We start from the raw sequence: 11,635 nt of genomic DNA on the forward strand, positions 1-11,635 counted from the left end.
ACCGTGGCGACCGTGGGTTCGAGCGTCGGGACAACGACCGTGGCGGCTTCCGTCGCGACGACCGTCGGGACGACCGTGGTGGGCGTTCCTTCGACCGTGACCGTGGCGGCCGCTCCTTCGAGCGCCGTGACGACCGGGGCGGGTTCCGTCGGGACGACCGTCCGGCCGGGCGGTCCTTCGAGCGCCGGGACGAGCGCGGTGGGCACCGTGGCAGTGACCGTCCCTTCAACCGCGACCGCCGTGACGACCGTCCCGGCTTCCGCTCCGGCGGGCACGAGCGTCCGTACGGCCGTCGTGACGACCACCGTGGCGGCACCTCCGGCACTTCCGGCACCTCCGGTTCCTTCGGGCGCCGTGATGACAAGCCGCGCTGGAAGCGCAACGGCTGACGTCAGCCGGTGAGGCACTGAGCGCCGGGCCCCCACCTCTCCAGGTGGGGGCCCGGCGCTTTCTCGTGCGCGGGGCCGGTCGGAAGAAAGCTCTCCTGGCATCTGCGGAAGAGTTGTAAGATCAGCCGACTTATGAGGGGGATGTGACGGCCGGGGGGCCGGGGGCATCTGAGAACAGTGCGCCGCTCCCTCTCCCGTGTTCCGGGGAGGATCGCCTTGGCCCGCCATGTCTTCGTACGTCGTTCGAGAGCGAGACGGGCGGCCGTCGCCGTGGCCGCGTCCGCCGCGCTCGCGGGTGGGCTGAGCCCGCTGCTGCCCGTCGCGTCGGCGGCGGCGGAGGTGTCTCAGGACACGGTCGTACCGTCGACCCCGCGGACCACCAATCTGACGGCGACGCTCCATTCCTCCGACACCACGACCGGTGCGAACGGGGCCGGCGCCGAGGGCGTCTTCCACCGGCTGGAGGGCAGCTCCCGGCTGCTGTGGACGCGGTACGCCGACGGCAGGGCCTTCGAGGCGCCGATACCGACCGGCTACGCGAGCATGTCGGGCACCGGCACCGATGTGCTCGCCTACCGTGCTTCGGACGGCCGGATCGACTTCTGGAACGCGGCGGACGACACCACCCGTACCTTCCAGCTGCCCACGGGCCACACCGTGCTCACGATCTACGGCACCACGGTCGTCACCGCCGCCAACGTCACGAACGCCGACGGCACGGTCACGCGGGTCGTCCACCTCCTGGACGTACGCGAGGACGGGACCGTCGTCGACACGCAGGTCGGTGGGGCGCCCGCGGGCATGACGCTGGGGCAGCCGCGCGGCGCCGACGCCGAGGGCCTGATCTTCAACGCGACGCTGGACGGCACCGCCCGTATGGTCGCCGTCGACCGCGCCACGGGCCGCGTGCGGGACTGGACCCGGCCGCTGCCCTCCCTCGCCTACGGCTACGTCAAGCTCTCGCCGGACCATGTCGCCGTCTACAGCAGGGAGCTGAACACCAAGGTGCTGGTGGTGCCCCGCGCGGACCTGGCGGCCGCCCCGGTGGAGGTGGGTCTCGCGGGCAGCCCGAGCGCCAACTACGTCGACGACCTGGCCGTCGTAGGCGACTGGCTGGTGCACCAGCCCACCGGCAGCGTCCAGATCACGGCCAAGCCGATCGCGGGCGGTGCCGAGGTGACTCTGCTGACCTCGTCGCGCAGTGAGGTCACCGCCGTGTCGGACGGCGCCGCCCTCTCCATCGGCCGTACCGCCGCCGACGACTGGGGTATCCAGCGCATCCACGCAGACGCGTCCGGCAAGCCGGTCGTCACGCAGGTCAAGGCCCTGCCCAAGCCGCCGGCGCCGATCCAGGGCATCTCGCTGGAGCAGGGCCGGCTGGTCGTCACCGACACCGGCGGCAGCACACAGCGCAACGACTATCTGCGGACCGTCGCCGCCACCGGCGCCCCCACGTTCGGCGAGCGCTCCTCGTTCACGCCCACCACCACCGGGGTGATCGGCACCTGCCCGATGACCGATGTGGCCTGCTCGCAGGTCTTCGGTACGGCCGACGGGCGGATCGCCTGGATGGAGTACGGCTCGGAGACCGACCTCCTGCGCGTCAACGGCCCCACCGGAGCGGGCCTGTGGGAGCGGAGCGTGCCCGTCGACGGGCGCATCCTCGACGTGTCGGGGCGGTACGTCCTGTACGCGACGCCCGGCAACACGTACGCCTACAAGATCGATGACCAGGCGGAGCCGTACGCGACGCGGGGCCCCGCCGCCCTCTCCGGCGACACCCTGTGGACGGGGGGCGCGACCCCCGGCACGGTCACCGCGTACAACCTGACGACGAAGAGGACCACCGAGACGGCGACGCTCGCCTCGGGCTGTGCGCCGACCGAACTCCAGGCGCTCGGGCGGTACTTGTACTGGACGTGCGGTGACACGGCCGGGGTCTACGACCGTACGGCGAAGAGGTCCGTGGCCGTGCCGGCGGGTGAGGCCAGGCTCGGGGACGGGTTCGTCGTCACGCACGACCGGCAGGCCGGGAAGCTGACGCTGACGACGGTCGCCGACGGGTCGGCCGCGAGCAGGGTCATCGGCGATCTGCCCGACACCGGGGTCTCGCAGCGGGACGTGCGCTGGACGGTCGACGAGGCCGGCGCGAACGCGGCCTACGTGGACGGCCAGGAGCGGGTGCACCTCGTCCCGTCCGGGGTCGCACAGCAGCCGCTCCGACTGCTTGATCCCGCGCGGAACACGGCGACCGTCACGGCCCGCACGAGCGACACCGTGCCGGGCACCCTCACCACGGTGCTGCTGTCCAAGCCCTCCTCCGGCTGGGACCTGACCGTCCGCAACCGCGCGACCGGCAAGGTCTACACCGACGGAGTGGACGGTACGGCGGCGCGCGGCGAGCTGACCGTCGGCTGGCACGGCGACGACCCCACGAGGACCGGGGACGCCTTCGTGCCGAACGGCTCCTACGACTGGACCCTGACCGTCCCCCCGGCCGACGGCGTCGGCGCCCCGCTCCAGGTGCGCGGTACCGTCCGGCTGGTGCGGGGCGACGCGGTCCACCGCGATCACGTCGGTGCGGCGGGCCTGCCGGACGGCGTCGGTGACCTGCTCACCCTCAACTCCTCCGGCGCGCTCACCTTCCAGCAGGGCACGGGCAAGGGCACGTTCTCCGGGAAGGTCTCGGGGAGCGGCTGGTCGACGAAGACGGTCGCGGTGCCGTTCGGGGACCTCAACGGCGACCGGTGCAACGACGTGCTGGCGCGGATGAGCGACGGCTCGCTGCGCGGCTACAAGGCCAAGTGCGGGCAGGCGCTGACGCCTTCGACGTCGTACACCAAGCTCGGCACCGGCTGGAACGCCTACGACGTGCTCACCTCGCCGGGCGACCTGACCGGTGACAAGCGGGCCGATCTTCTGGCGCGGAAGGCGTCGACCGGGGACATCTACCTGTTCGCGGCGAAGAGCGACGGGACGCTGGCGGCGGGGAAGAAGATCCGTTCGGCGTGGAGCGGCTACACGAAGATCGTGGGTGCCGGGGACCTGAACGGCGACGGGCACGGGGATCTGCTGGCCCTCGACAAGGCCAGGACGCTGTGGCGCTACAACGGCCTGGGCAACGGGCTGCTGAAGGACCGGGTGAAGGTCTTCTCGGGCTGGGGCACGGGCTACAACGTCATCGTCGGTGCCGGGGACATCACGGGGGACGGCAGGGCGGACCTCGTCTCCCGGGACGGCAGCGGCAACGTGTGGCGCAACAGCGGTGACGGGAAGGGATCGTTCGGGGCCCGGGCGAAGATCGCGAGCGGGTGGCAGGGCTACAAGGGCGTCTTCTAGCCGTGCTGTGATGCGCGTCATGTCTCCGGGAGGGGGTCCGCCGGGTCGGGCGGTCGTCGGGCGGCCGGTCCGGCGGATCCGTGGATCCGTAGATCCGTAGCGCTCCGGCGCGCACGGCCCCGACAGGGCTCATTCCGCCATCTCCCGCCCCCGCCGACGCGGCCGTGACCCCGATACCCGATCGGAGTCTCGGCCACGTGCGGCTATGCTCGGGGAGGCAACATCGCCTGGGCCCTTAGCTCAATTGGCAGAGCAGTGGACTTTTAATCCATTGGTTGTGGGTTCGAGTCCCACAGGGCCTACTGCGGAGCCCCAGTTCAGAGCCCCTTCTGGACTGGGGCTCACGGCGTTTCCAGGGCCTACGACTCCCCGGGCCCCGGTCCGGCCGCATACGCCAGCGGAGGGGCGATCGCCTGGGCGTCCGCTCCGTGCCCGACCCACAGGGAGATGAACAGCGCGGCGGTCGCCTCCAGGAGGGCTGCGCGGTCCAGGTCGCCGCCGGCCAGGGGCTCACAGCCCACGTCCCGTACCAACTCGCGTACCCGCGCGAGGGCCGTCTCGTCGTCCCCGCACACCGGTACGGCCAGTGGCCGTCCGCCGAAGACGGGCGGCTGCATGCGCCACACATCCTCGTGGCAGAGGTTGAAGGCCTTGACCACGTGGGCTCCCGGTGCCGCCGCGGCCAGTCGCCGGGCGGCTGAGGGGCCTCCCGCGGTCAGCAGCCGGAATCCCGGCCCGATCGGATTGGAGCAGTCGAGCAGCACCTTGTCCGTCAGGGCCGTGTGCAGTCCCCGGGCCACGGGCACCCCCGCCCCGAAGGGCAGCGCGGCCAGGACCACCTCCTGGCCGGAGTCGACCGCCGCGCGCAGGCTGCCGTGCTGCGCACCGCCTCCCATACGCGTCGCCAGCCGCTCCGCCTTGCGTACGTCCCGACCTCCGATGGTCACCTCGTGCCCGGCCCGCACCCAGTGGGTGGCGAGTGCGTCGGCCATGTTGCCCGTTCCCAGTACACCGATTCTCATGGCGCGTTCCCTCTCTGTGCGTTCGCACCGACGCTAGGAGGCCGGTCGGGCACCATTTGGTACGTGACGACCGACGCGTTCCTCGCCGACTGCCGCGCCCGACTCGCCTTCGACCTGCTCTCCAACACCTGGAACGCCGTGGTGCTCTGGGCCCTGCGCGACGGCCCCCGGCGCCCGGTCGAACTACGGGAGCGGATCGGCGGGATCAGCTCCAAGGTCCTCACCGAGACCCTGCGGCGCCTGCAGTTCAACGGACTGGTCGACCGAAGGACGCACCCCGGCGCACCCTCACGCGTCGAGTACCGGCTCACCGCGCTGGGACGGACCTTGTTGGCGCCCATCGACGCCGTCGGCGCCTGGGCCTTCGAGTACGGCGATGAGGTCATGGCCGCCCAGGAAGCGGAGTGCACCGCCGACCAGTGCGGTTGAGTGAACGCACGTTCCATGACGCGGTGTTGGGGTCCCGGACCAGAGCCGTGCTCGGTGCGTCCGGGGGCGATCAGCGGTCTCGCGGCGTGGAGGGAAGCTCGCCGCGCCGTCTCCGCCCGGGGACGGCGGGCGGCGTGCCAAGCGCTTGCTCCTCACAGGAATGTCACAGCCTGGCCCGGTAAGTCCCTCCTGACGCATGGCGAGTTTGCGTCACTCCCCGATCTTCCGGCTTCGAACTATCAACAGAAATCGACCTCTTGAGGAAAGCTAGGCGATCATCCGGGATCACATTCCGGACCGCGGCGGTCGAAGGTGCTCGATCCGGCCGCCGACCTTCATTCCTTCAGCACCAGGGATCACCATGCCCCCCACCCCCCACCCGGCCCCGATACCGGGCGGCGCGCGACGCGTCGCGCGGGTCGCCGTGGCCGCCGGGCTCGTCGCCGCGCTCTCCGCGGCCGGACCCATACCCCTCGCCCTCGCCGCGGACGGCGCCCCCGCCGCCGCGGCCGACCCCGGCGTGAAGTCCGCTCACGACAAGCTCGGTGCGGACGACGCCGACCTCCTCGCGGAGGCCAAGGCACAGCGCGACAAGACCGTCACGATGATGATCGCCACGGCGCCCGGGCAGACCGAGAAGGTCGCCGCGGAGCTGGACGGGATCAAGGGCGGCTCGGTCGGTCGTACGTACGACAAGCTCGGATACGTACGGGCCACCGTGCCGACCGGCAAGGCCGACTCGGCCCTCGCGGCCGCCGCGAAACTCTCCTCCGTGCAGGCCATCGACCTGCGGGACGAGATACCCCTGGAGGAGCCGGGCCTCGACGCCGGTGCCAAGTCGAGCGCCTCCGTGGCCACTTACCCCGGGCCCGGCAAGGACACCGCCGCCAAGAACCCGTACAACCCGTCCTTCGAGACCGGCGCCGTCGACTTCGTGAAGAAGAACCCGAAGGCGGACGGGCGCGGAGTGACCATCGGCGTCCTCGACACCGGTGTCGACCTCGGCAGCCCCGCGCTGCAGAAGACCACGACCGGCGAGCGCAAGATCGTCGACTGGGTGACCGCCACCGACCCGATCGTCGACGGCGACGGCACCTGGCGGGCGATGACCACCCCCGTCTCCGGGCCGGCCTTCACCTACGGCGGCAAGAGCTGGAAGGCCACCGCGGGGTCATATCTGATCAGCACCTTCCGTGAGGCCGTCACCAACCAGGGCAAGGTCACGGACGGCGACGCCGACGGTGACGTCAACCGGGACGGGGACAAGACCGACGACTGGGGCGTGCTGTACGACCCGGCCGCCGGCACCGTGACCGTCGACGTCGACGACAACGGCGACTTCACCGACGACACCCCGATGAAGCCGTACAAGGACGGCCACCAGGTCGGCCACTTCGGCACCGACAACCCGGCCACCGACATCCCCGAGACACAGGACTTCGTCGTCGAGGTCCGCAAGGACGTCCCGATGGACCCGCTGGGCGGCGACTGGGTCGGCAAGAAGGCCGACTTCGTCAACATCGGCCTCACCGCCGGCTCGCACGGCACCCACGTGGCCGGCATCACCGCCGCCAACGGCATGTTCGGCGGCGGGAACATGAACGGCGCCGCTCCCGGCGCGAAGATCGTCTCCTCCCGAGCCTGCATCTTCGGCCCCGGCTGCTCCAGCGTCGCGCTCACCGAGGGCATGATCGACCTCGTCGTCAACCGTGGCGTCGACGTCGTCAACATGTCCATCGGCGGCCTGCCCCCGCTGAACGACGGCACCAGCGCCGGCGCCCAGCTCTACACGCGCCTCATCGACACCTACGGCGTCCAGCTCGTCATCTCGGCGGGCAACTCCGGCCCCGGCGCCAACACCATCGGTGACCCCGGCCTCGCCGACAAGGTCATCTCGGTCGGCGCCGGTGTCTCCAAGGAGACCTACGCCGCGAACTACGGCAGCGGCGTGCGCAACAAGTACCAGCTGTTCAACTTCTCCTCGCGCGGTCCGCGTGAGGACGGCGGCTTCACCCCGACCGTCGTCGCCCCCGGCTCCGCGGTCAGCACGATCCCGGCCTGGATGCCCGGCTCGCCGATCGCCGAGGCGGGCTGGAAGCTGCCCGCCGGCTACGCCATGTACAACGGCACCTCGATGGCGTCCCCGCAGGCCGCGGGCGCGAGCGCGCTGCTGCTGAGCGCCGCCAAGCAGAAGGGCATCAAGCTGACGCCCGAGAAGCTGCGCACGGCTCTCACCTCGACCGCCCACCACATCGAGGGACTCCAGGCGTACGAGGAGGGTGCCGGCCGTATCGACGTCGTCGACGCCTGGAAGGCGGTCAGGGCGGGCGCCACCGCCCACGACTACGCCGTCAAGGCCCCGGTCGACACCGCGCTCGACCAGGCCCTGAAGACGCCGGGCTTCGGCACTGGCGTCTACGACCGCGAGGGCGGCCTCAAGGCCGGGCAGAAGAAGTCGTACGACGTCACCATCACCCGTACGTCCGGCCCCGCCGGCTCGCTCGCGCACACCCTGCGCCTGGCCAACAACAAGGCCCGCACCTTCTCGATCGCCGGCCCGAAGGTCGTCGACCTGCCGCTGAACAAGGCGGTGACCGTCAAGGTGCAGGCCGCCCCGAAGCACGCGGGCATCAAGAGCGTGATCCTTCAGGCCGACGACCCGAGGACACCGGGCGTCGACAAGCAGATCCTGAACACCGTCGTGGTCTCCACGCCGGTCCGGCACACGTTCACCGCGTCGGGCTCGGTGGAGCGCAACAACTTCAGGTCGTACTTCGTGACCGTCCCCGAGGGCGCGAAGTCGCTGCAGGTCACGCTCGGCGGCCTGAAGGACGGCAGCCGGACGCAGTTCAGCGCCATCAGCCCGTACGGCACCCAGGTCGACGACAACGACCCGAACACGACCGACATCGCCTCCTACGTGGACCCGCTGCCCGGCGTCTGGGAGATCGAGGTCGACGCGCGCCGTACGTCGACGCTGCTGGACAACCCGTACAAGCTGAACGCCACCGTGTTCGGCGCGGCCTTCGACCCGGAGTCCGTGATCGTGCCGGAGGCCAAGGTCGGCGCGCCGGTCGCCGCCTCCTGGACGGTGACCAACAAGCTGGCGGCCGTCGAGGGCAACCTCAAGGGTGGCGCGCTGGGCTCGTCGAAGACCACGCGGCCGACCATCGCCGACGGCGCGACGCAGACCAGCACGGTCGAGGTCCCCGAGGGCACCACGTCGCTGGACGTCGCCATCGGCGGTGTCTCCGACCTGGGCTCCGACCTCGACCTGAACGTGTACGACGCCGAGGGCACGCTCGTCGGCCAGTCCGCGGACGGCGACTCCGACGAGTCCGTCTCCATCGCCGATCCGGCCGCCGGAACCTACACCGTCGAGGTGGTCGGCTTCGAGGTGCCGTCCGGCTCGACCGCGTACGACTACCGGGACGTGTTCTTCTCCTCCGCGCTCGGCTCGGTCAAGGTCGACGAGTCGGCGCCGGTGAAGCTCGGCACGGGCGACTCCGCGAAGGCGGCGGCCGATGTCACCGTCGCGCGGGCGGTGCCCGAGGGCCGGCAGCTCTTCGGTGAGGTGCTGCTGGTGAACAAGCGCGGGACGACCGCGGGTGTGGGCGGGGTGACGATCGAGAAGGTCGCGCCGTAGCCGTATGACATACGGCCGAGGGGCGGGTGTCCGATCCGGACGCCCGCCCCTCTGTCTTGCCGTCAACGTCAACGGTCCTGCCGTCAACGGTCCTGCCCTCAACCGCCGTACCGTCAGCCGACGTTGAGCCCCGCGAGCTCTCCGAGCGGCAGCGTGTGCTGGGTCTGGAGGACCTTCGCGCGCAGGTAGCGGACGTTGTCCGGGGTGGCGAAGACGCCGGTCGGGACGCGGTCTTGGACCTGGATGCCGAGGGCGCGCAACTGGTCGGCCTTGTCCGGGTTGTTGGAGAGCAGGTCGAGTTCGCCGATGCCGAGGGCGGCGAGCATCTGGGCGGCCGCCGTGTAGTCGCGGGCGTCCTCGGGCAGGCCGAGGGCGGCGTTCGCGGCGTAGGTGTCGAGGCCCTGGTCCTGGAGGGCGTAGGCGTCCAGCTTGTTGTAGAGCCCGATGCCGCGGCCCTCCTGGCGCAGGTACAGCAGCACGCCGCCGCGCTCGGCGATGCGCTCGACGGCCTCGCGCAGCTGGGGGCCGCAGTCGCAGCGGGCCGAGCCGAAGACGTCGCCGGTGAGGCACTCGGAGTGCAGGCGGACCAGCGGGGTGGTGCCGGGGGCCGGGTCGCCGAGGACGACGGCCACGTGCTCCAGGCCGTCGGTCAGGCCGTGGAAGGTGACCAGTTCGGCGTCGACGCGGTAGCCGTCCTGGAAGCGCAGCGGGACCCGGACGCGGGCGCGCTGGGTGGCGGCGGCGGTGAAGTCGGGCATGCGGGTTCTCCGGGTTCCGTACGTGGGCTCGCTGCTTCAGATTTGAAGCAGCTCCTCGGTCCAGGACCCTACCCCATGCTTTAAATTTGAAGCAACAAGTTTGTCGCGCGGGTCACAGACCGGACCGGTGCCTCACGACTCCCGCTTCACGAACAGGACTTGCCCGAGCGCCGCCGCCAGGGCACGTCCTCCGCGGTCGGGTGCGGGTCCTCCCCCTGGAACCCCTCCGCGACCGCCGTGAAGATCTCCTCCAGTTGCCCGACCTGCTCCGGGGTCAGCCGGTCGAAGAGCAGCGCCCGTACGGTCTCCACGTGACCCGGCGCCGTGCGCTCCAGGACGCGCATCCCTTCCTCGGTGATCGTCGCGATGCTGCCGCGCTTGTCCCAGCGGCAGTCCTCGCGCCCCACCAGCCCGTCCTTCTCCAGCCGTGTCACGGCGTACGTCAGCCGGCTGCGGGTGATCTTCAGTCCCTCCGCGAGGTCGGTCATGCGCAGCCGCCGCTCCGGAGCCTCGGACAGAGTGGCGAGGATGGAGTAATACAGATGGGGCATGCCGGCTTCCTGCTGGAGCTGCCGGTCCAGCGCGTCCTCCACGAGGGCGGCGGAGGCGATGTAGGCGCGCCAGGCGCGCTGCTCCTCGGGGGAGAGCCAGCGAGTCGTCATGTGACCAGTGTAGGTTTGTTTCAAACTTGAACCAAGACCCAGGCTTCCGACCGAGACCCCTGACCCGGAGAGCGCGCCGATGCCGTCGTACCCCTATGTCCTGCTGTCCGCCGCGGTCTCCCTGGACGGCTACCTCGACGACACCGGCCCCGACCGCCTGCTGCTCTCCAGCCCGGCCGACTTCGACCGCGTCGACGAGGTGCGGGCATCCGTCGACGCCATCCTGATCGGCGCCGGCACGATCCGGGCCGACAACCCCCGGCTGCTGGTGAACTCGGCCGAACGGCGGGCCGCGCGGAAGGCGGACGGGAAGCCGGAGTACCCGCTGAAGGTCACGGTCAGCGCGTCCGGCGAGCTGGATCCGACGGCGAACTTCTGGCACACCGGCGGCGAGAAGATCGTCTATACGACGGAGAAGGGCGCGGAGCGGCTGCGCCGGGAGCCGGTCGCCGCGGACGTGGTCGCGCTGGGCGCCGATCTGGACTGGCGGGGCCTGCTGCGCCATCTGCGCGAGGAGCGCGGGGTCGAGCGGCTGATGGTGGAGGGCGGCGGCACGATCCACACGCAGCTGCTCCAGCAGGGCCTCGCCGACGAGGTGCAGCTGGTGCTGGCGCCGCTGTTCGTGGGGGATCCGAAGGCGCCGCGGCTGTTCGGTCCGGGCGAGTACCAGGGCGGACGGCTGCGCCTGCTGGAGACGCGGCGGATCGAGGACGTCGTACTGATGCGCTACGAGCCCACCGCGCCCGGCGCCGGCGTGCTGCCCTCCGCCGCGGACCGGAAATGGCTGGCGCTGGCGTGCGAGCTGGCGGCCGAGTGCCCGCCGTCGGGGACGGCCTTCAGCGTCGGGGCGGTCGTGGTGGCGGCCGACGGGACCGAGCTGGCGCGGGGCCACTCCCGAGAGGGCGGCGATCCCGTGGTGCACGCGGAGGAGGCGGCGCTGGCGAAGATCGCGCCCGGAGACCCCCGTGTGACGTCCGCCACGGTCTACTCGAGCCTGGAGCCGTGCACGCGCCGCGCGTCCCGTCCGGTGCCGTGCGCGCGCCTGATCCTCGGCGCGGGGGCACGCCGGGTGGTGACGGCCTGGCGGGAGCCGGACACGTTCGTGGCGGGCGCCGACGGGAGCGGGCTGCTGGCCGGGGAAGGGGTGGACGTGGTGGTCCTGCCCGAGTACGAGGACCGGGCCAAGGCCCCGAACAGCCATCTTCTGCCGTGACACCGGGCCCTGAACACGCCCCGAAAAGCGCCGCTCGCGGCGGCCCCGGGAAACGCGTGTGCTTTCCGTCCCGCGGATGGCGTACTATTGAGTCATCGCCGCGGGGTGGAGCAGCTCGGTAGCTCGCTGGGCTCATAACCCAGAGGTCGCAGGTTCAAATCCTGTCCCCGCTACTGA

General features: G+C 71.3%; 7 protein-coding genes, 2 tRNA genes and 1 pseudogene. 7 read left to right on the top strand and 3 right to left on the bottom strand.

Going from position 1 to position 11,635, the window contains the following annotated elements; all coding sequences use genetic code 11:
* The 3 genes and pseudogenes from ACZ4UU_RS42175 to ACZ4UU_RS42185 all read left to right on the top strand — a co-directional run.
* Nucleotides 1–389: pseudogene (locus tag ACZ4UU_RS42175) on the top strand (DEAD/DEAH box helicase); the annotation flags it as partial.
* A 216-nt stretch (nt 390–605) separates the two neighbouring features.
* Complete coding sequence (locus ACZ4UU_RS42180) at nt 606–3,728, top strand: FG-GAP repeat domain-containing protein (RefSeq protein ID WP_471908735.1); 3,123 nt, start codon at nt 606–608, stop codon at nt 3,726–3,728.
* A 229-nt stretch (nt 3,729–3,957) separates the two neighbouring features.
* A tRNA-Lys gene (locus ACZ4UU_RS42185) sits at nt 3,958–4,030 on the top strand.
* 57 nt (nt 4,031–4,087) lie between these two features.
* Here the strand turns inward: ACZ4UU_RS42185 and ACZ4UU_RS42190 are convergent.
* A complete protein-coding gene (locus tag ACZ4UU_RS42190) occupies nt 4,088–4,750 on the bottom strand; it encodes an NADPH-dependent F420 reductase (RefSeq protein ID WP_471908736.1) in 663 nt (220 codons plus the stop codon).
* Between the two features lie 63 nt (nt 4,751–4,813).
* Here ACZ4UU_RS42190 and ACZ4UU_RS42195 point away from each other — a divergent pair, with 63 nt between their 5' ends.
* Nucleotides 4,814–5,179 carry a winged helix-turn-helix transcriptional regulator gene (locus ACZ4UU_RS42195; protein ID WP_471908737.1) on the top strand — a complete coding sequence of 122 codons (366 nt, stop codon included), beginning with the start codon at nt 4,814–4,816 and terminating at the stop codon, nt 5,177–5,179.
* A 361-nt stretch (nt 5,180–5,540) separates the two neighbouring features.
* The gene (locus ACZ4UU_RS42200) at nt 5,541–8,825 is read left to right on the top strand and encodes a S8 family serine peptidase (protein WP_471908738.1); all 3,285 of its coding nucleotides are present in this window, start codon (nt 5,541–5,543) and stop codon (nt 8,823–8,825) included.
* 113 nt (nt 8,826–8,938) lie between these two features.
* Here ACZ4UU_RS42200 and ACZ4UU_RS42205 read toward each other — a convergent pair whose 3' ends face one another.
* Entirely contained in the window at nt 8,939–9,583 is a 645-nt protein-coding gene (locus ACZ4UU_RS42205) for a GTP cyclohydrolase II (protein ID WP_471908739.1), read from the bottom strand.
* A 146-nt stretch (nt 9,584–9,729) separates the two neighbouring features.
* Nucleotides 9,730–10,245 carry a MarR family winged helix-turn-helix transcriptional regulator gene (locus ACZ4UU_RS42210; RefSeq protein ID WP_471908740.1) on the bottom strand — a complete coding sequence of 172 codons (516 nt, stop codon included), beginning with the start codon at nt 10,243–10,245 and terminating at the stop codon, nt 9,730–9,732.
* Between the two features lie 79 nt (nt 10,246–10,324).
* Here ACZ4UU_RS42210 and ACZ4UU_RS42215 point away from each other — a divergent pair, with 79 nt between their 5' ends.
* Both ACZ4UU_RS42215 and ACZ4UU_RS42220 read left to right on the top strand, forming a co-directional pair.
* Nucleotides 10,325–11,458, top strand: a complete 1,134-nt coding sequence (locus ACZ4UU_RS42215; RefSeq protein ID WP_471908741.1) for a dihydrofolate reductase family protein — start codon at nt 10,325–10,327, stop codon at nt 11,456–11,458.
* Between the two features lie 99 nt (nt 11,459–11,557).
* Nucleotides 11,558–11,631 (top strand) — tRNA-Met (locus ACZ4UU_RS42220).
* The last annotated feature ends 4 nt before the right edge of the window (nt 11,632–11,635 follow it).

Source organism: Streptomyces sp. NPDC028907, from assembly GCF_055564995.1.